19 protein-coding genes and 1 pseudogene are annotated in these 20203 nt (G+C 41.9%); 6 read left to right on the top strand and 14 right to left on the bottom strand.

What is annotated here, in order from left to right:
- Positions 1 to 87: 87 nt before the first annotated feature.
- The 3 genes from QFZ77_RS23635 to QFZ77_RS23625 all read right to left on the bottom strand — a co-directional run bounded on the left by QFZ77_RS23635 (position 88) and on the right by QFZ77_RS23625 (position 2135).
- Positions 88 to 1095 (bottom strand): phosphotransferase enzyme family protein, encoded by a 1008-nt coding sequence (locus QFZ77_RS23635; RefSeq protein WP_307443125.1) that lies wholly within the window; start codon positions 1093 to 1095, stop codon positions 88 to 90.
- 103 nt (positions 1096 to 1198) lie between these two features.
- Positions 1199 to 1741, bottom strand: a complete 543-nt coding sequence (locus tag QFZ77_RS23630) for a hypothetical protein (RefSeq protein WP_307443123.1) — start codon at positions 1739 to 1741, stop codon at positions 1199 to 1201.
- 103 nt (positions 1742 to 1844) lie between these two features.
- Positions 1845 to 2135, bottom strand: coding sequence for a hypothetical protein (locus QFZ77_RS23625; RefSeq protein WP_307443122.1), 291 nt, complete (start codon positions 2133 to 2135; stop codon positions 1845 to 1847).
- A gap of 216 nt (positions 2136 to 2351) precedes the next feature.
- Between QFZ77_RS23625 and QFZ77_RS23620 the strand changes: the two genes are divergently transcribed.
- Together QFZ77_RS23620 and QFZ77_RS37965 are read left to right on the top strand one after the other, a co-directional pair.
- Positions 2352 to 3098: a hypothetical protein gene (locus QFZ77_RS23620; protein ID WP_307443121.1), complete on the top strand. Its 747-nt coding sequence runs from the start codon at positions 2352 to 2354 to the stop codon at positions 3096 to 3098.
- A gap of 116 nt (positions 3099 to 3214) precedes the next feature.
- The gene (locus QFZ77_RS37965) at positions 3215 to 3490 is read left to right on the top strand and encodes a VanZ family protein (protein ID WP_373462642.1); all 276 of its coding nucleotides are present in this window, start codon (positions 3215 to 3217) and stop codon (positions 3488 to 3490) included.
- Positions 3491 to 3802: 312 nt separating this feature from the next.
- Here the strand turns inward: QFZ77_RS37965 and QFZ77_RS23615 are convergent, their stop codons facing one another.
- On the bottom strand, positions 3803 to 4027 hold the full coding sequence (locus QFZ77_RS23615) for a DUF7660 family protein (protein WP_307443118.1): 225 nt from the start codon (positions 4025 to 4027) through the stop codon (positions 3803 to 3805).
- A gap of 47 nt (positions 4028 to 4074) precedes the next feature.
- Complete coding sequence (locus tag QFZ77_RS23610) at positions 4075 to 4575, bottom strand: GrpB family protein (RefSeq protein ID WP_307443116.1); 501 nt, start codon at positions 4573 to 4575, stop codon at positions 4075 to 4077.
- Positions 4576 to 4831: 256 nt separating this feature from the next.
- On the opposite strand from QFZ77_RS23610, the gene QFZ77_RS23605 reads away from it, so the two are divergent.
- A complete protein-coding gene (locus QFZ77_RS23605; protein ID WP_307443114.1) occupies positions 4832 to 5893 on the top strand; it encodes an LLM class flavin-dependent oxidoreductase in 1062 nt (353 codons plus the stop codon).
- Positions 5894 to 6508: 615 nt separating this feature from the next.
- On the opposite strand, the gene QFZ77_RS23600 is transcribed toward QFZ77_RS23605, so the two are convergent.
- The gene (locus QFZ77_RS23600) at positions 6509 to 7396 is read right to left on the bottom strand and encodes a fructose bisphosphate aldolase (protein ID WP_307443112.1); all 888 of its coding nucleotides are present in this window, start codon (positions 7394 to 7396) and stop codon (positions 6509 to 6511) included.
- Positions 7397 to 7673: 277 nt separating this feature from the next.
- Between QFZ77_RS23600 and QFZ77_RS23595 the strand changes: the two are divergent.
- Positions 7674 to 8287 (top strand): annotated as a pseudogene (locus QFZ77_RS23595) (IS110 family transposase); the annotation flags it as partial.
- Positions 8288 to 9066: 779 nt separating this feature from the next.
- Here the strand turns inward: QFZ77_RS23595 and QFZ77_RS37960 are convergent.
- From QFZ77_RS37960 to QFZ77_RS23580, 3 genes are all read right to left on the bottom strand, one after another.
- Positions 9067 to 9312, bottom strand: coding sequence for a transposase (locus tag QFZ77_RS37960; RefSeq protein ID WP_483874776.1), 246 nt, complete (start codon positions 9310 to 9312; stop codon positions 9067 to 9069).
- A complete protein-coding gene (locus QFZ77_RS23585) occupies positions 9305 to 10519 on the bottom strand; it encodes an IS1182 family transposase (protein ID WP_307449783.1) in 1215 nt (404 codons plus the stop codon). Before QFZ77_RS23585 ends, QFZ77_RS37960 begins: the two co-directional genes overlap by 8 nt.
- A gap of 356 nt (positions 10520 to 10875) precedes the next feature.
- Positions 10876 to 11235: a winged helix-turn-helix transcriptional regulator gene (locus QFZ77_RS23580; protein ID WP_307443110.1), complete on the bottom strand. Its 360-nt coding sequence runs from the start codon at positions 11233 to 11235 to the stop codon at positions 10876 to 10878.
- Positions 11236 to 11554: 319 nt separating this feature from the next.
- Here QFZ77_RS23580 and QFZ77_RS23575 point away from each other — a divergent pair, with 319 nt between their 5' ends.
- Positions 11555 to 12325: an isochorismatase family protein gene (locus QFZ77_RS23575; RefSeq protein ID WP_307443109.1), complete on the top strand. Its 771-nt coding sequence runs from the start codon at positions 11555 to 11557 to the stop codon at positions 12323 to 12325.
- A 261-nt stretch (positions 12326 to 12586) separates the two neighbouring features.
- Here QFZ77_RS23575 and QFZ77_RS23570 read toward each other — a convergent pair whose 3' ends face one another.
- Entirely contained in the window at positions 12587 to 12931 is a 345-nt protein-coding gene (locus QFZ77_RS23570) for an ATP-dependent endonuclease (RefSeq protein WP_307443107.1), read from the bottom strand.
- 354 nt (positions 12932 to 13285) lie between these two features.
- Between QFZ77_RS23570 and QFZ77_RS23565 the strand changes: the two genes are divergently transcribed.
- Complete coding sequence (locus tag QFZ77_RS23565; protein ID WP_057303396.1) at positions 13286 to 14233, top strand: serine hydrolase domain-containing protein; 948 nt, start codon at positions 13286 to 13288, stop codon at positions 14231 to 14233.
- 278 nt (positions 14234 to 14511) lie between these two features.
- On the opposite strand, the gene QFZ77_RS23560 is transcribed toward QFZ77_RS23565, so the two are convergent.
- From QFZ77_RS23560 to QFZ77_RS23545, 4 genes are all read right to left on the bottom strand, one after another.
- The gene (locus QFZ77_RS23560; RefSeq protein WP_307443105.1) at positions 14512 to 15315 is read right to left on the bottom strand and encodes a LysM peptidoglycan-binding domain-containing protein; all 804 of its coding nucleotides are present in this window, start codon (positions 15313 to 15315) and stop codon (positions 14512 to 14514) included.
- Positions 15316 to 15569: 254 nt separating this feature from the next.
- Positions 15570 to 16286 carry a hypothetical protein gene (locus QFZ77_RS23555; RefSeq protein ID WP_307443103.1) on the bottom strand — a complete coding sequence of 239 codons (717 nt, stop codon included), beginning with the start codon at positions 16284 to 16286 and terminating at the stop codon, positions 15570 to 15572.
- A gap of 435 nt (positions 16287 to 16721) precedes the next feature.
- On the bottom strand, positions 16722 to 17234 hold the full coding sequence (locus tag QFZ77_RS23550; RefSeq protein WP_307443102.1) for a hypothetical protein: 513 nt from the start codon (positions 17232 to 17234) through the stop codon (positions 16722 to 16724).
- Between the two features lie 898 nt (positions 17235 to 18132).
- A complete protein-coding gene (locus tag QFZ77_RS23545) occupies positions 18133 to 20064 on the bottom strand; it encodes a fructose-1,6-bisphosphatase (protein ID WP_307443100.1) in 1932 nt (643 codons plus the stop codon).
- Positions 20065 to 20203 lie beyond the last annotated feature (139 nt).

The raw sequence follows: 20203 nt of genomic DNA, 5'->3' as shown, positions 1-20203 counted from the left end.
GTTTCCCCTCTTCGTCTCATCGATTACTTGAACCTACTGTTCCCGTTAGTTCAATAACATATGGTTTAGCATTTTGAGTATATTTCATTAAATAAGAGATACAAGTTTTTCCCCACGTTTTAAATACTTAGTTAGATGTTCTTTTAGGAGTATATCTTCATTATTCTTTATTAAATTTATTGTTTGAGCAGTATAATTCCAATTTAAACAACCTGATAACCATAGCAATGAAGGGAGTCTGCTAAAATCACTTTGATTAAGAATTTCTTTTGCCTCATAACCGCGTAAGACAGCCTTTCCAAGAGCAGGAGACATTTCATGGGAGCCTATTCCATGAGGTCGTGAATACCATTTTATTAGCCATGCTAAGCCCTCTACTCTATCCGTGTAAGTGATTGACTCAAAATCAACGATTCCAATGATTTCACCGTTACTATCCCACAGTATATTTAGATTGTTTAAGTCACTTTGAACTATGAACTCCAATGATTCAGATTTGGCTTTTTCTATATTATATTCTACAAGAGATATGTAGTTTTGTAACAATTCGTCTGTTCTTGCCGTAAACTTGATTGAGCCTAATTCTCTACGAATCATTTCAAGAAATTGTTCTGAACCATAAACATGGGATTCTTTTGTAAAGACCTCACTTTCAAATTTTACTGATATGTCGTGAATCTTTCGTGCCAGTTTACTAAATTTTTCTGATACGGACTCAGTACAATGAGTAATATGTTCACCTTCAATCCACTCAAACAATACGAATCTCCATTCCTTTTCCCCATCATTAACCAAAGTAAATGGTTCATTATAAACAGTTGACCGATGTTTCATAAAAGGAATTCCAGATTCACGCAGATAATTGCAATATTTAATTTGTTCTGTAAGAACTTCATCCGTTAATTTAACAAATACGCTAATTTCATATCGCTCATGGCTAGTAAATCTTGCTGAGAACGACTTTTCTTTTAAATGAATTTTAAAATGTAAATCCCCATGCCAAGTATTCAATTGAAGCTCTTTTTCGACAACCAAATCTTCAGGATTATATCCATATTGCTTTACTGCCACTTGAAGTAACTTAATGTTATCCATAACTGAAACACCTTCCTCAGCTTTTGCTAACTTAGTTTTACATTACCATAAGTTGTTAGTTCTGCTAAGGTGTTACTCAACTAAACTGCCCGTTGAATCTCGTCTAAATCTCTATGTTATTTATATTATGCATTATTTTTTCAACCCAACTGACGTTTAGGAAATTTTTATTATGTGCAAGTAGTTCATCCATAAATGCTCGTGTTTTACCAATGATCTCATTTAAAAAAACTTTTACTTCGACAGGTTGTTTCACCCAGGGACCGTTAATATAGTCACTTAATGGTTTAAGCAATAAAGCACCTTGCCCTGCTTTCTTTTCTGATATTATATGACTAATAAATACTTGTTCACCACATTTTTGAATTTCTATCCACGAATTAAAAGAATCAATATCATTGATTATTACAAAGTCAGAAGTTTTGGAAATTATCATTGCTGCTTCCGATATTTGCTCGAACCATGTTGATAGCAAATCCAAACCTTGTAAATCAGCGGGGATTGGTAAATATGGTATACACCCATAACTACATTCTTCATTACACACCAACTCAAAGTAACCTGAAACACTTCCACCATATTCAAGTTCATCTAAAGTTGCATCTGATTCTTCAGAGTCAAATGTAATTAAATAGTTGATTTTCATAGTTACACTTCCTAATATCTATGTTCATTCATTATGTTAGCAAATCAACTGGAAACGGTTCATGGTATTTATTGAGTTCTTGTTTTCCTTAGAAATTGTGATTTCATTTTTTCCCTAAGCTTGATAAAGCAAGAAGGTCTTTTTTTAGTTCTGAAACGACATCATCATGATTTTGGAACTGTTTTGTATTAAACATAAATGTTCGTTCCGAATCAATTTCAATCGCGTAAAAGTCATATGTAAAAACAGGTAAGATTGATACTGATGCCATAAATTCTTTAAATGACAGTGCATATTCAATCTTTTTATCTCCATACTTAACAAAACTATCAATAACAACTCCGTCTATTTTTAAAATACATTCATCTACTGTTTCCCGTATTACATCGAGCATTTGTTATCACCTTAAGTGTTATTCGAGAAAATTTATACCTCGTTATTTTACCATAAATCGGAAACTAAATACTAAGCAATCCTGCCCGTTACTTGAATGAACAAAAAAAGGAGCTGCCAAGAGGCAAGCTCTTTCACTATCGTTTCCCGTAAGTTCAAGGGAATTTTTTACATAAATTTGCTTGTAAAGAAGCAACATATCCATGAGGTGTTGGATATGTCAAAAATAAGTATAACTCTCTTCATGTTATTTGCTTTCTCCGTTTCCTATACAACCTGTTATGCGCAAGAATTACCAAGTCCCCAAATAGGTAACTCCGATCAGCAAGTTGAAGAGTTAGAAAGACGTTTAGAACAGCTTGAGCCACCTAAACCAATTACAATTGTTGAACCACAAGAAGAAGCAGAAGCCAAAAAATACTATCCCACCGACACGATTCCTATTTCTGAAGTAATAGATAAAGGAACAAAAATTCCATTCAACATAATAATGAATGACCCTAACTATAAAAGACCTGTTTATGAAGAACATTGGCACAGTACATATTGGGGGGGCAGATGGAGTTACATCCCAATGCGAATACAATACGCACTCCATCGGTTATTTACCACTTACGACATTGGAATTTCAGGTGAGTTAAACTTCAAACAAAACGTAGGTATTAATTTTCCTATGTTTCAGAATGACACTGCTCTTGATTTATATATTGTTGTTTTTCAAACGACAGTCACCGATGTTTATACAAAAGGAAACCAAGTGGTTGTCGCTGGCACTCCCAATAGAAATGGTGTTCAAGTCTTGACCGTTAAAACAGGTGATATACATCCTACTGATTTAAGGAAATCGTTGCTTATTCAATTAGCAACTGCTTTAGGTCATGAACTTGATTATTCAATCATTGCTTACGAACCACCAGATTTTTGGTTAAAACAAAAACTAAAAGCAAAAGAACGAAAAAGATAATAGACGCTCGAGTAGCGTCTTTTTCCATGCTATCCTGCCCGTTACTTGAATGAAAACAGGGAGCAGTTGCCGAGGCAATCATCTCCCTGTTTATTGATTCTATTCTCAATTTAAATTTGGATGATGATTTTAAAAGGCACGTTAAATTGAATAGTAACTTTTTTCCTTTTAAAACAATATTAAGCTATGTTTTTTATGAATCAAATAAAAATATTGTCATCAGGAACGTACTAGGTAATCTCGTGCTCTTTTTACCGTTCGGTTTCTTATTGCCTATGTTTGTCGGGAGGAAGTTAAATTACGTTAGAATTATAATTCTTTCTTTTTTAATGAGTTTAGTGCTTGAACTAGTCCAATTGTTTGCGCGAGTTGGTAACGGTCAGGGGAGATGAGAATTTGAATAGTACAACTTTACAAAGCACTAGCAAATAAACCAGAAAAACCATTATGAGAGCAACTTTCATTACTTTAAAATGTTTATAAAAGATTTTCATTGATGATCAATACACCCTCCATTTAGAATAAATCCATATACTGTAAGTTTTTAGCTCTTAATATAGACGAAGTCTTTGATACGGAAGTTGCGCAAATCTGCCCGTTACTTCAACAGACAAAGGCAGCCGATCGTGTGCCGGCTGCCGTCATGTCGTGATTGAACTATCGTTTCCGTTAGTTTAATCCTTTAGAAAGCCGCGGTCCTGGTGTTACTCATAGGATTTACCTGCGGAGAGAATAATCGCAAAAGTACCCCAAATCGAAGCGTCTGTCCAACTCTCCGTATCTGTAAGCCAAGCCTCCATTCCCTCAAGAAACATATCCAACGTAGGGTTTTCCCAATCCTTTTCGTTTATCTTGAAATCGCTTCTTAATGAAATTAAAAACTCAATCAAATTCTCTTTTGTCTTTACTTCGTAAGGATTTATTTTCAAAGTTGGAAATCACCCCGTTATGTTGCTATTTTAACTATCATTCCCAGTTAGCGTAATGATTTGAATTCGGGTGTTTGCATTAACCATTCGAAAAATGCATTTTTACCTTCACGATAATCATCCATTTCTTTCCCATCAAAGTCATTTTTTAATTCATCGTATTTTACCCTGTAATTATCGTTTATTAATAACACATCTCGGAATTTCCAAAAAAAATCAAACTCATAGTTAATGACAGTCAATTGAACTCCCAATGGGGGATCAGTTGTATCATCCTTTAATGCCCTAAAAGAATCCGTTCTTATACTACCGTCGTTAAGAGAATACAATTTCGAAAGTGCATGAACAGCAGACAGAAACTCCTCTGGCTTTACCCGAACTTGAATGTCTAAGTCACCTTTAGTCAGACTATTTGGAATGGCTGTACTCCCCACATGCTGAACATCTGCTTTTGGTATCACTACTTCTATCAATGCTTTTTGTTCTTGGAATAATATTTGTGCTTTTTTATGAAAAATGCTATGTTCAGAAAAATTAACAATTTCCATATTCAATCCCCCATAATAGAATTGTTTTCTTCGTTATACTGACCCGTTAGCACAGCAGGCCACCGAACTTATCATCGGCAGCCTGCTTAATCTTTGTTAATAGGGTGGCTCGGTGCCGATATTATGTACGTTACGCCATCTGATAACCGAGGCGCGGGTACCTGGATCTTTCACAACTAGTTATATTAACTTACTTTTGTTGAGTTACATTAAAATATAAAGTATAATAAGCGTATCTAGAAGGGAGTGAATCATTATGTCCGATCTTACGAATTCAATCGAAATAGGACTAAGCACATTCCTCGAGGCTGCTCCGAGAGCCGGCGGCGTCACGCACGCCGAACGTCTCCGACAAGCTGTAGAGGAGATTAATCTGGCCGAGCAAGTCGGTCTGGACGTCTATGCGATCGGCGAACATCATCGCGCGGATTACGCGAGCTCGGCGCCAGCTGTTATTCTGGCCGCTGCCGCGTCCACGACCAAACGAATCCGGCTCTCGAGCGCCGTGACCGTGTTGTCTTCGGACGATCCCGTTCGCGTGTACCAAGCTTTCTCCACCTTGGACGGCCTGTCCAATGGACGGGCGGAAATTATGGCGGGCCGCGGCTCGTTTATCGAATCTTTCCCGTTGTTCGGATACGACTTGAACCACTACGACGGACTTTTCGAGGAGAAGCTGGAGCTTCTCCTCGGGATCCGCGAATCGGAGAAAGTAAGCTGGCGCGGTGGCCACCGCCCCGCCATCGACAACCTGGGCGTCTATCCGCGATCCGTACAGGAGCCGTTGCCCGTATGGATTGGAACCGGCGGAAATCCGGAGTCCGCGATTCGTGCCGGCATGCTAGGATTGCCGGTAGTCTTTGCGATCATCGGCGGCATGCCGGAGAGGTTCGCTCCTCTAGTTAACCTCTATAAGGAAGCAGCCGCGAAGGCCGGACACGATGTAAGCAAGCTGCAGATCGCGACGCATTCACACGGTTTCATCTCGGATACGACCGAGAAGGCCGCCGATTTGTTCTACCCGTCGACGGCAGCCCAGATGAACACCATTGGGCGCGAGCGCGGCTGGCCGCCATACACCCGCGAATCGTTCGACGCCGCCCGCAGCCTTCGCGGAGCACTCTACGTCGGCGATCCCGAATATGTTGCGGAGAAGATCGTGCTGCTGCGCAAGAACCTGGGCCTAACGCGTTTCCTTCTGCACGTTGACGTTAGCACGATGCCGCACCACGAATTGCTGCGCACCATCGAACTACTCGGCACGAGGGTCGCGCCGATCGTCCATAAGGAGCTTGCTCGCGGGGCCGCGCAGGGGTGAGCTTGGCTCTGGATGCCGATTTTTATCGGCATTCATGAAGTGTTCGCAGCGTGTGGGGCCAGAAATGCGGTCCTTCACACAGCAATGTGTCCGAACCAAGGTGCAAAACCCTGGCTCGGACACTTTTTTACCCCAACCGTCACTATTTCTTAGCCGTGGAGAACTGGATCGGCATCCCGCTGATCTTATTGCGCAGAACATCCTTGAAGACGAATGTGGCTAAGTTGTTGTAATTGCTGAAGATGTCGGACAGTGCCTTTCCAAACAATTAGAACGTCATACCAAACACTGGATACGGCAAAAATGGCTCTACCAACAATGCAAGTGCGAATTGAGGCATCGGTATACCACGTTTTGCAGCTATTTCCGCAACACGTTCAACCACTTCCGATCAGAATCGACTGTTGAACCACACTTACTTTTTCCGATTTCATGTGCTCCTTGTATTGTTTTCAACTAATGTTCTCCGTTAGAACGATCGACCTTTTCCAATATGATAGGGTTCACCGTAACGGTCATAACGGCAAAAATTGCGAATGGAGCTGTCGCGGAAGAATGCGCTTAGGAGCAAAAAAAAGCCCGCGCTTGCAAGCACGGGCTCCGCTATCGCCTCCGTTAGGAGATCGACGCCTCGTATATGGACCGAATGGAACGGGTCAGCATCTCGTTGAACTGCTCATCCGACTGTTGATCAGATAAGCCTTCCGCCAAGGCGCGAGAGAAGCTGGCAATCAAGCCGTGACTGCGGGCCAGCCGCTCGTTTGCTTCTTCCCGCTCGTACCCGCCGGACAGTGCGACGACCCGAGCGACGTGCGGCACGTCCATCAGATCACGGTAGAAATCGTCCTCGGTTGGGATCGAGAGCTTCAGCATAACGGTCACATCGGGCGCAAGAGCGGACAGCTGCTTGAAGATTTCGTCCTTCAAGATCCGTTCCGATTCCCGCTTGTCGAAGCTGTTAATATCGACTTCGGGCTCGATGATGGGGATAAGTCCTGCGGACCAAATTTGCTTGCCGAGCTCAAACTGCTGCTCCACTACCTTGCGAATCCCTTGCAGATTCGCCTCATGAATGACCGAACGCATCTTCGTTCCGAAGACGTTGCGCTCGACCGCCCGCCGGAGCAAGCCGTCCAGATCGGGAATCGGCTTTAGTACCTGAACGCCGCCGTCTGACTCTGCCAGCCCCTTGTCAACCTTCAAAAAAGGCACGATACCTTTCTTCTCCCACAAGTAGTCGGCCGTAAACAGCCCATCGATCTTCCGGTCCATGGTGTTCTCGAACAGAATGGCCCCCAGGATGTATTCCGCGTCAAACGCAGGACTCTTGATGATGCGCGTCCTCATTTCATGCACCAGCGCAAACATCTCCTCGTCGCCAGAATAGCGGCTCGGCTCGATGCCGTACTGCTGCAGTGCCTTCGGCGTACTCCCTCCGCTTTGGTCCAGCGCTGCAATGAACCCTTGACCAGTGCGAATTCGTTCCATCTGCTTCTTGTTCATGTACGGAGTTCCTCCCTAAAATGCTGTTTTTCTTTCATTGTACATCAAATCGGTCAACAATGAAAAAAAAGTGCGAGCTACCTTCCTGTCCGTTAGCACAAATAGGATCGCGACCCATGCCGGCAGCCTCGTCCTAGTCTTTTATTGCTATCGTTATCCGTTAGATTCCTGTGGAACGTAAAATTTGGAGTTTGAATAAAAAAGAGCGCCTCTGTACGATGGAAGTACGTAACGGGTCTATAGCCCTTAAAATCCCACATCAGGAGGTCACTCTACTATGAAGTTTAAAGCACAAGATAAGCAAAATCAACTCATTGAAAACATTACCGTTAATCACCTTGTTGTCGGTGTAGATATCGCTCAAGAAAACCACGTTGCTAGAGCTGTTAATTTTCGCGGAATTGCTTTAGGTAATCCATTGGAATTTAGTAATGATGAAGTTGGCTTCCGATCTCTTGATCGCTGGATCAAAGACTTGCTTGTTTCGTTCAAGCTAACCAAAATAATCGTGGGCATGGAGCCAACAGGTCATTACTGGCTTAACCTTGCGCATTGGCTTAAAGACACCGAGATTGAAGCCGTTCTCGTAAATCCGCACCTAGTCAAAAAGAATAAAGAAAACCGTGACAATACACGATCTAAAAGTGACAAAAAGGATGCCCTTGTCATTGCAGACATGGTGAAAAACGGCTACTATTCCTCAGTCGCTTCCATTCCGCAGAATACGAAGTGCTGCGAGTCCTTATGGATAACCGTGAGACCATTGTGAAGCGGCTTGTAAGTGCAGTGAATCAAATTCACCGTTGGGTCGACATTGTGTTTCCTGAACTTAGACAAGTCTTTAAAATCTTAACTTGCAAAGGTGCATTGCTGAATCTTCGGTTGTTTCCTCAACTCGCAACGAAGATTACCGAGATTTAGGTGCTGATTATTTTGAAAAACGACAGCAAGATGTCATCGTCAAACAATCCGTTCGTAAGCTAGAGAGTCTTGGCTTTACAGTAACAATCGCTGCTCCCGACGCCTCATAATACATCGCTCATATTAAAATATGAGACGCAGCCTTTTGAAAAAAACGTCATAGCTGCGCTTTGTTTCGTATTGCCATTTTTAGTTCTCTGCTATGTGTGATTTTCAGGGTAGTTCAATCTCTTAACTTAGGAGTGCCTCATCTTGCAATCTCGTTATAATTTCATTAACAGTTTCTTCTGGGGTCAATTCAGATGAGTCCAACCACATTCCGACTCGAGGTGTTTCATTTCGCAAGAGACTATCCAATCCTTCAACGGTCCAAACCCCATATCCTTTTTTAATACGGGCAGACTCCCTTAGTGTGACAACTGAGGAGTTTGTACAAAACATAAAAAGGGCGGCTTCTCCCCGCTAATGAACCGATTTCTCGAACCGTTCGGAAAGCAACTGTGCCACCGTTGATTTCCCACTCGCCATTATTCCTGTATAAGGGTAATAAATCAACTGATTTAAGGCCGAGTTTAAATAAATTTGATTTATTCCGCTCTTCTGCCCAATCGCGTAACGAGGCTTCCGATCATACCAGCAACCTTGTCCTAGGGTATTGTAGAGTGGAGGGCTGGTTCCCCAGTCCCTTCATCAAACCGTACGACAGACTGTCTAACAACTGATTGCTAAGTACTCTTTAAAACGTGGATTCATGCTATTTTGCTCAAATAAACGTTATACATATTTAATATCAAAGGAGCACGGTCTCTTAAGAGACGTATGAGCTCCTTCACGCCTATTATTTTGATCATTCTCTTTAAATTATAGGCAAGACAAATCAAATTGGTCTCAGTACCTACTGATGCCAACCCTCGTGTTAAAAAGTATGTATAGCCCCAGTGACGTTTTATCGTCCCGAAAGGGTGCTCAACAATTTGCCCTCTTTGCTTAAATATTACTTTGTCTATGCGTATTTTCGGTAATCTGTTCGATCACTTCTTCGTCACTAAGCCTGGTTACCGCCCTTCCGCCTTTGGCAGAAGTACAGGACTCTTTATGTCCGCAAAAATCGAAGGCTTCGCAAGTGTAACGCCTATACTCTTTCCCATCTTGTTTTCCATTCCATTTGAAAGGTAATTCATAACCCAACGGGCAAATATATCTATCGTTTATGGAATCATATTTAAAGTTCGCTTTATCAAATCCACTTGCCACTTTGTTTTGCTTTCCCTTTTGCGGCTTAATTAAGAGTTCTGTGCTTTCGTCGACAACGTCGATGATTTCAAGGTAATTATAATAGCCTGTATCGGCGACAATTGTAGTTTTTTGATCACGAAAAACCTGCTTTGTTTTATGCGCCATATTAGACAACTGCCCTTGGTCGTTGACATCATTGACCGTATCGCAGTCCACGATTAGTCTATATTTGCTGTCCACTGCAGTTTGAACATTGAAACAAACTTCATGCTTTCCGTTGTTTTTCATTGATTTGGCATCCGGGTCGGTAACACAAAGCTGGTTTTCACCTGTTTCCTTAAGTTCTTCTTTAATTATCTGCAACTCATGCATTCTCTTCTGATAGACCTCTAACTTTTCAGTGATTTCCTGCTTTTTTTGGCGATTATCCTCCGTTAAAAAGTCACGCAAATATGCATCTATTTTTTCATCGATATGCTCTAGTTTCTTACTGACAATATTGGCATTAAAGTGTTGTTTTTTAGAGCAATTTGCCTTTATTTTTGTGCCGTCAATCGCGACAAGTTGACCATCAATCAATCCGAAACCTTTTAACATTAATGTGAACTCTCTAAACAGCTTTTTTATGGCTGCTTGGTTATTCCTCATGAAAGCAGATAAAGTGCCGTGGTCTGGCTGGAGCTTGCTAATTAACCACATCAGTTCAATATTTCTTTTCGTTTCGGTTTCCATTTTACGAGAAGAACGAATACCATTCATATAACAGTAAAGATAGAGCTTCAGAAGATCTTCCCGACGATAAGGTTTTTGGCCCGCTCTGGCTCCCGAAAACACCTGAAACCCCAATTCTTCTAGAGCCAAACAATCGACGTAAGCGTCGATGACTCGTACAGGACTTTCTTCTTCGACAAAGTCATCCAATGTATTTGGAAGTAAATGAATTTGATTTCTATCTTCACCTTTGATAAAAGGTATAAACGCTCATCTCCTTTTATATAGAGATTCGACAAAGACCATTCATTTCCATGCCAACAACAAAGATTTATTAATAATTGTTAGACAGTCTGACGAGCGGTATTCCCGCATACGTCTTTCCGATGTTCTTTAACTTGAGCATATAGCTCCTCCAAGTACTAACTCGTTTCAGTCCTATACGTCCGAGAACCTCTGCTACTTTCCTAGGATGCAGATGTTTTCGTTTATATTTCTTGTTCCAATACAGTGTCAATCTACCGAGTTCGGGAAGATTGATAATGCTGCTAAACCAAATAATATATTTATGAATTCAGCAGCTTTTCATTGCCTTTTTCTTTCATTTCTAATTATGCTTGGTTACCTATTATATCGTTCTTCTCTTTTTCTTCCATGTGCTTTAAATGAGAAAGCCCCCAATAATGTAAGCTATCCATTAACGCCTCCAGTTTTTTACCGTGCGCTGTAAGTGAATATTCTACTTTTGGTGGAACTTGAGGATAGATCACTCGTTGAATGATGTCTTGCTCTTCTAATTCGCGTAATTGCAACGTAAGAATCCTGTGGGAAATATCAGGTATCAAATTTTTAATTTCATTAAACCGGAGTGTTTCTCTATGAATAAGATGCTGAATAATAATTGGCTTCCATTTACCTACGATCATATCCAAGGCAACGGACATTTTGCAATCTATCGGATTAACTTGCATACCGTTAAACCTCCCATATTAACTTGTTATACAATAAACTTATTATATTATAGTAACTTACTAAAATCCATCCTACAGTAACATTTTGATTACTATGGCACATTAATGTGCGCTCTTTACAGAAACGAGATAAAGTATATAATTTAAATATAGCCACTTACTAAAAATAATCAACAAGAGGTGACCATGATGATAATTTAATGAGGCAAGTGAATTCTATATAGTTTCAATTTCATAAGTGCGGTAAGTTCCGAAGTTTTTATCTTTTTAGTAGTCATTTATTAGAACTTATAAATTACAACTTAAGGAGAGGTTATTTATGAACCACATGAAAAAATTGATGGCGACAGCTCTTGTTTTAACTATCGGAGTTGGTATTGTTCTCGGATCTAGCGCAGTGTCGACAGTCAATGCAAAGTCAAATGATAATAAAGCGAACACACAAAATCAACAGCAATTAGCACTCATTGATCCAAATGATACAGCTTTGCTTCTTGTAGATCCTCAAAGCGGCTTGTTGCAAACCGTCAAGGATCTTGATGTTCCTACAGTTCGAGGAAACGTTAGAGCTCTTGCCAAAATGGCTGAACTGGCAAACATCCCTGTAATCACAACCGCTTCTGTTCCGGATGGTCCGAATGGGCCTCTAATTCCTGAAGTCAAAGATCTACCTAATGCAACATTTGTACCGCGTCACGGAGAAATCAATGCATGGGACGATCCTGACTTTGTAAAGGCAGTAGAAGCTACCGGTAAGAAAACACTCATCATCGCGGGTACATGGTCCAGTGTTTGTATGACTTTTCCTACATTAAGCGCACTGAAAGCCGGCTATAAAGTATATAGTGTCATAGACGCATCCGGAACATACAGTAAGATGTCATCGGATATTACATTAACTCGAATCGTACAAGCCGGGGCGGTTCCCGTTGATACTGTTTCTTTAGTAGCTGAAGTACAGAGAACATGGAATCGTTCGGATGCGGGCAAGTTCGCTGCTATTTATGCAGAGCGGGTTCCTAACTATGGTTTGCTTATTGAGAGCTATCAAGAAGCGTATGGAGCAGGTCAGAAAGCAGTGACTAAATAAGTTTTTAATAAGTTCTTCAATTCAATAAGGAGGGGTCCTAAACTCCTCCTTTATCTAAGACAATAGTAACATTTTTTATAATCAATATGTGGCACTTACTAAAAGTAATTAATCATGAGTCTAACGACAAGAAAGTCCCCCCATTACGACAAGAAAATCCCCACAAACATCAAAATAGTCCAACGACAAGAAAATACCCTCATTAGCGACAAGAAAATCCCTACAATCATCAAAATCGTAAATTTCCACGACGAAGATACCTCAAATGCGTGCAATTATTACCAAAAGCGCGACAAGAAAATCCCTCGAAAATGTGCAAATATAATTGTCAAATCCAGAATATAACGAATATAACCATGATTCTTTGCCCTTAGTACCTATCACGATGGCTGTACGTTGCATACCAGATAGCCGATAATAATTCCCTTGTATTTTTGCTGAAACTAATTGATAATCATTGTCAGTTCTAATTACCCAAGGAATACCCAAATTATCAAATAGCTCGATGTATTTATGAAACCCAACCCCTTCAACAGAAAGGATGCTAATATTGAGTCTATCAAGCTCAATTCCTAAAGCTAATGCTAGTCCGTCGATGGAACACAAACTCCTACAACGTTCTACTGCCCGTCCCTCGGGGAAAAGGCAGCCCTTTTATGTTGGCTGCCTCGTTGTTGTCGGTATTTAACTAAAGTTTCCGTTAGCTCAATCGATCTTTTACTTAAAATATTTAAGATATCCCCAAAGGAGTATAATCGGGATAGCTGCAAGAAAACATGCTATACAACCTGGCAACGCGACGCGCATTACTTTATCCTTCAGTGTTTTATATGAATCTCATTTATTGACCATCGGTGCATGTTTACGCTTTCCGCCGTTTTTTCATACAGATATCGCAAATGGTATGATACATGGTGAATCTGAATGGATTACATCTATGACAGTAAAAGGAAGGCTATTATGAATTTGTCATCATTATTTACTGCTATTGCACCACTGGATTTGAGAAGCTGTTTAATAATTCAGCAAGGCCAGCTTGCCTTTAAACACTATAGAGATCCTCAAACGGCAACAGCAATAGCAAGGATCAACTCCTGCACCAAAAGTGTCCTAGCTTCGCTGATTTGTATCGCAATTGATAAGGGATTGCTGCCGCCACTAATGACACCCATATCCGTATTTTTCCCACAGCTTGCTTTGTACCGTGATTCCCGCAAGCAGGAAATTACACTGCAGCATCTGTTGACGATGTCTGCCGGATTTGACTGGACAGAGTTTGGTGGACAGAATTCCTTCCCGCGTATGACTAGATCACCCAATTGGGTGAATTTTGTTTTGGAACAGCCCTTATCGGATTCTCCTGGAGCTAGAATGGAATACAATTCAGGGGTTTCACAATTATTGTCTGCCATCTTGGTACAAGCAACGGGTATGACAACTGCCCGCTTTGCTGAGTTATATTTGTTTGGGCTTCTTGAAATTGAATCCTATAAGTGGGAAATTGACCCTCAAGGCATTCATACAGGTGGATTTGGACTTTGGCTTCGCCCCTCAGATATGCTGAAGTTCGGGCAGCTATATTTACAGCAAGGAAAATGGGATAACAAACAGCTCATTTCACAGGAACTGGTCGCACGTTCGGTACAATCCGCAATACTCGTGGAAGCTCCTCGCCATGGCTACTATGGCTGGCATTGGTGGACTGATTCATACCCTGTTGATCCAAACGATTCGTCCTCGCATTCTGTGGAGTACTATTACGCCCGTGGATATGGAGGACAATATATTCATATAGTCCCTAGTCTTAAGACCGTTGTTGTTCTAACCAATGATAAACGAAAAAAAGAACAGTACCCTGCAGATGTGTTCCGCCAATTAATCGCACCTTTACTACAGCAGCAGCTATAATACATTTTCGTGCACCCAATAGACGCCCTAAGATCTTCCGGTGTCTTCCATAAACATACTAACTTTATTTTGATGTATTCTTAATCCAAAAATAAAAGGTAATAGTAAAAACGATTATAGCGAGAATAAGTAACAAAGCACCGCTTAAAATTGGTAAGTATGTACCACTTTGTTTATTTAATTCCTAAATAAAATTTATTCACTCTATTTCACTATGCTGTCAGTTACCTCAACGCGGCTGCCGATTCATGCCGGCAGCCGCGTAGTTTTTTGATATATTAAAAAGTGACGGGAACCTCCACCAAATCTTGAATGCTGCCGTCGCGGGCGCTGCGTATGTACACCATCAATGTACCGTTTTGTGTAGTGGGAGATTGATCAAACTGGAGCTGTACGTCGAATAATCCAAAGGCTGGAGCGCCTTGTGCGGCCGTTACAGCTCGTTCTTCCGTAATGAAACGCCCCATCGCGTCGCGAATTTGGTAATTTATCGTCGCTTCGAACGCTCGGGCGCTACCCGTCAAATGCTGTCCGGGAGCAATCCTCGTTCCGGGCAAAGGCTCTAACACTACGATATTCGTCGAGGACGGAAGCGGGACGACCAAACGGAAACCGGGATAAATGACATCAGGTGATAAACCCTGGCGGTTTCGGTTGGCTCGAATCAATTCGCTCATCGATGTTCCGAAACGGCGGGAGATCCTGTACAGAGAGTCTCCCTGCTCTACTACGTATACGAAGGCGGCAATAAACAACAGCTGAGCCACTCGGAGAATGTCCGGATGTTGTATTTGGTTGAGTCCGGCCAACATATCAACGCTTACAGAGAAACGTTCAGCGATCCTAAATAATGTATCTCCCTGCTGAACCTGATATAAAACAGAGCTTTGCTCCGCCATACCTGGCAATCTCGCTACCAGTACTTGACCTGGAAAGATTCGGTCGGGGTCTGTAACAGATGGATATAACGCATTAATCTGCACTAGCGACGGTACGTTGGTGCCCAATTGTTCAGCAATCGTATACAAGGTGTCACCCAGATGAACAGTATACAACAAGTGGGTCCCTGATGAAATCGGCATGGAAACGCAACTCCTCTTTAAGTAGGTTTATACCCATCATATGCCGTATTCGTCCGCTTACGTGATTATCGTTGAACCTATAGCAACCGAAAGCAAAATCAACAATATGTACAGCCCATCTGGGGTTCAAACCGTTGTGCAAAACTACCCGTTACTTGAATGAACAAAAAGAGGAGCTACCGCGAGGTAAGATCCTTCACTATTTTTCCTCGTTATCTTAGAGGTCAAAAATTATCCATTCAAAAACTCGTTCGTTATTTTGACTGCCCGACAGCTGTATCCATCTCAGGAAGTTTGAACCAGACTGGCCCGAGCCACGATTCGGTGCGGCACCAATCGCGCCACACCTCATTCACTTTTACTTTTTTGGGGCTCAACGCTGCACCTGTTTCCAAGCCAGAGGGGGAACGAAGCAACTTTGTCTCACTTTGGAGTTGAACCTCACGCCTTACCTCCTCCATACCGTACAACGATTCGTAGCGTGGAGCGATCCACCTATCGCCGTTCTGCATTTCGATCAGATAACGGTCTCCCCATTTCGACTTGATTTTGACGGTTTGTGGGGCTAATTGAATCCAAGTCGGCTTAGTAAGGCCCGGATCGAAGTATATCGGCTCAACACCGAATAATTCAAGATTCGCTTGGGACGGAACTTGCTCTCCAAGCGCTGCATTGAATGGCATAATCCACGCCTTGCCGACCCAAGTAGAGATCTGGTAGATAGGCACTAAATACCCTTCCCCATGCCCTACTCTTCTTTGGCTTGTATTAAGTATTGTAACCTTTTGGGGAGCCAGTATCCCGATCGTAGTCCCGTTATCGCTGAGTAGGGTTGTGTTTTCAAACAAGGTAATAGTGTTTTCTTTCGGCGTGTTCGTCTCGGTTGACATGGCAAAGGCTGAGTACTTCTCCCAACCCAAAGTCCCTACGCATAAAGCCAGAGTTATTACAAGTACCAACTTCTTTTTCATGATCAGGCTCACATCTCCCTTCACCTGAAAGACTGTTCATTTTGCTTAATAACGCTAAACTGAACTGAAAGGTTGCGTGTATTAAGGAGAGCATTGCCATTTTTTTCTTCCTTAAAAGCAGAAAATGCGTTCCACGCTCTGCTGTCCTTTAGTGTAACGAAAATAAAGGATTAGCTGCCGACTGACAAAGCAGGCTCCTCCACTATCAGTATCTCGTTAGGTTAATGAGTAATATAAGTACATTATGAATATTTTAATCAGCAAGATTACTAAAACTGCGATCCATCCAAAAAAGAAAAGACTCAGTTCAATTTCTTCTCCACGTTATCCTGCCTGTTCGGGAAAAAGGCATCCGGTATTAAGTTTGTTGCCTTTTCGCCTGGATTATTGCGCTCTCGTTCTTCGTTAGTGCAACGAGCATCAAGATATTCAAAATTAATGATGCTGTCGAGCCATTTGCATTTCCAAGACGCGGCTTCTGGTGTCGGCGGGTCTGTATTGTTTTAAGAACCCGTTGTTATAAGTGAAAAATGCATAAGCATCGTTATTGCCGATTTCAATGAAATGCTTCCCCTCCTCCACAAAGAGGGATGAGTAAGAAGCTTCTTCGTTAGCCGTATCAGGGAATAGGCTACTATCCCATTGGAGAACTGTCGTTTCGAAACGATCATATTCTGCGACCCAACGATCGATCTCCAGAGCAGGCGGCACCCAATCCGTCTGGTTTCCGACCCATTCAGGGACACCATCACTGTCGAGATCCATCGGAATGACGGGATGTCCTTGAAAATCGACTACGTTCCATGAATCGGTATTGTGGTGATAAATCAGTAACACATTCTTTGCACCTATCGTGCCGATCGGGATTTCAATAGCCGCGCCAGATACACCCCCGTTTAGGAAATTCAACGGATTGATCGAAGATTGTTTTTCATTAAAACCGGACATGTCACCCAACTTCCATTCAGTGTTCCTCCCCTTGAGAAACCCAGTATATCTTGGGGTGATATCACCACCAGTTTTATAAATTTGAACTTCCGCCTCAGAGTGAGATAGAGCGAAGCTTTTGAAAAGCTTCGCCTCAGAAGGAGGAGTACCTGACTCTAATAGTTGTCCCCAACTTTTGCCGAAGGGAATAACTGTATTCTCAGGAAACAAGTCAGGTCTATAGACCAGTTGATGGTCACTATGTCGAGAGTTTGCTGTTGGCATACCGTTTTGATGAACCTGATCGTTATTACAAGCGAGAATGCTAAGCAATAACGGTAACATTATGGCGGTGAGCCGGATTATGTTCGTTAATATATAAATTTCCTCACTTTCCTCTTTGTCTTTATCATTAAATAATATCCTTTAATTACAAAAAAAGGATGGACTAAAAGGATCATCTTATTCCACTAATCTCCGTTATTTTAATCGATGGGCTTCCAACTTCCTACAATCCTTCGTGAATGAGATAATGTTCTTGTCAACCGGTACCGGTAACCAGTACATATTCTTGGTCTCGATCGGCAATCGGAACAAATTCTTGTCTTTGAGAAATGACAAGAATTTATTCCGACAAAGTAAAAAAATCCGCAATTTCTGCGGATGCTTATCGGTCTATATTCTTGTCACTAGACAGCAGTCGTAAGCTAGACTATTCACCCCCTACTTACTACTTTCCAATTTTGTTAATAGATGCATGCCCAGTTCCCCATCCCTAAGCTACCGGCTCCTCCTCCATCCACTTCTTCATACTATCTACAGGATGAAATCCTGCCAATTCATGAGTCTGAGTGAGGAAACTGGATCATTTCGAGGGATCGTAACGCGGCTGTAACAGTTGTTTCATTTAGCAGTTATTTCATTTCATGTAGCGATATTCTAGGAGATTCTTCAAATTTGAGATTTTCTGCAGCAGCTTCTCCCCGACATTGGTTTCCCTCACCAGCTTCCGCTCCAGTTCTTTGTCCACCAGCCTTTTTACCGACAATACGTCCGTTCCGTTACATAGCACATCTTCTTTTGAAATAAATTTCTGATGGGCAACGAGCTGCATGCCAAAGGAATTATACAACAAGGTATATCCGGCGATGCCCGTTGTGGATTGATAGGCTTTGGAAAAACCGCCGTCAATGACAACCATTTTCCCGTTTGCTTTAACGGGGTTCTCTCCACGAATTTCTTTAACTGGCGTGTGGCCGTTAATGATATGTCCATGATCCGGATTCATATCAAATTCCAGCAGGATTTTCCGGCAGATATCCTCATTTTCACGCAAATGGTAATAAGGGTTCTTTCTCTCCTTATAGGTTTCTTTATCTTGGATAAAGTACCGTTCAAATGTGGTCATTTCTCTCTTTCCAAATAGCGAGGAACATTCCCCTGTCCAGATGTACCATACCATATCCGTAGCCAGATCATCCGTCTCTTCCGGATGCGCAAAGGCGTAACGTAAATAATATTCAAAAACATCGAGCAGCTTACGGCCCGAATACGTCTTGTCTTCAATCTGCATTTCTTCCATGTTTCCTTCTTCATCCAAAGGAATACAGCCGTGAAATAACAAATTCCCGTTGTATTTTAGATAAAGGCTGCCCTTTTTCATAAAAAAATTCATATGTCTGGCCAGCTTTTCGGAATGCTGAACGGAGAACAGCAGCTTTTCCATCACCTGCTGTTCTTCCTCCAGCAATTTTTCAGGCTGCTGCGGATTTACGGTTGAGAAACAGGTGTTTTCCAGCGGGTAAGTTTTTCCGCCGATCTTGATTTCAGTTTTGTCGTAATCGATTTGCTCAAGCAAAACCCTTTCAGACATATTAAAGTATGGGCGTCTCTTGATAATAGGGATTTCAAGCTTAAACTGGATCATGGCAATGGCTTGATGAATTTTTGTAATCTGCAGGATTTCCTGCTCCGAACCTTTATGGTCGGTCTGCAGCTTCGGTCTAAAGGCCGGATTGTCATCATAGTATTTCTCCGCCAAGTTCAGCAGTGGGCGAAGATTGATTCCATATACGTCTTCGATGATGTCCAGATTGTCGTATCTGGCGCAGATCCGGATAATATTCGCAAGGCAGACCAGGGAACCCGCATAGGCGCCTATCCACAGGACATCATGGTTCCCCCACTGAATATCTACAGAATGGTAGTTGATCAGCGTGTCCATAATTTTATCGGGGTCCGGCCCGCGGTCATAGATATCTCCGACCACATGAAGATGGTCAACCACCAGGCGCTGGGTCGTATAAGCAAGGCCGATAATGAGCTTGTCCGCCTGGCCCAAGGAAATAATTTGCCGGTATATTTCCTCGTAATAAGGGTCCTTATTGTTGGTCGAATCCGTATTGTATAGAAGCTCTTCTACAATATATACAAACTCCTCCGGTAGAGCTTTACGCAATTTCGAGCGCGTATATTTGGAAGAGGCATAAGAAATGAGCTTAAGCATTTGTTCAATCGTTTGTCTGTACCATCGGTTCAAGGCTTGTTTATTGCACAGGTCTCCTTTAACAAGCTGTATTTTTTCTTCCGGATAATAAACTAACGCCGTAAAATCATTGATTTCATGATCCGTCCAAACCTCACGGAACAAAGCTTTGATTTTCTCTTTTACGGTACCCGAACCGTTTCTTAGTACATGCTGAAAAGCCTGGAACTCCCCATGCAAATCACTGACAAAATGCTCAGTTCCCTTGGGAAGATTGGAGATCGCTTCAAGGTTGATGATTTCTGTTACAACTTTTTCTTCCGTATCATATTTCTGGGCCAATAAATCTAGAAACTGCGCATCCAAAACAGATGTCCCCCTTCAAGGAAATATGGTGATGTATAAGAGGTTTTTTAAATGGGGCTAGCCACGTACCTTTAAGCTTAGTGTAAACAGTAAAGGGAAAAACATTATGTTTCCGAGGTTCCCCTTGGTACTCTTACTA

This window comes from Paenibacillus sp. V4I3 (genome assembly GCF_030817215.1).
Taxonomy (GTDB): domain Bacteria; phylum Bacillota; class Bacilli; order Paenibacillales; family NBRC-103111; genus Paenibacillus_E.
Note: the sequence above shows the minus strand (reverse complement) of the source record. Positions and strands in the feature narration are given on the sequence as shown.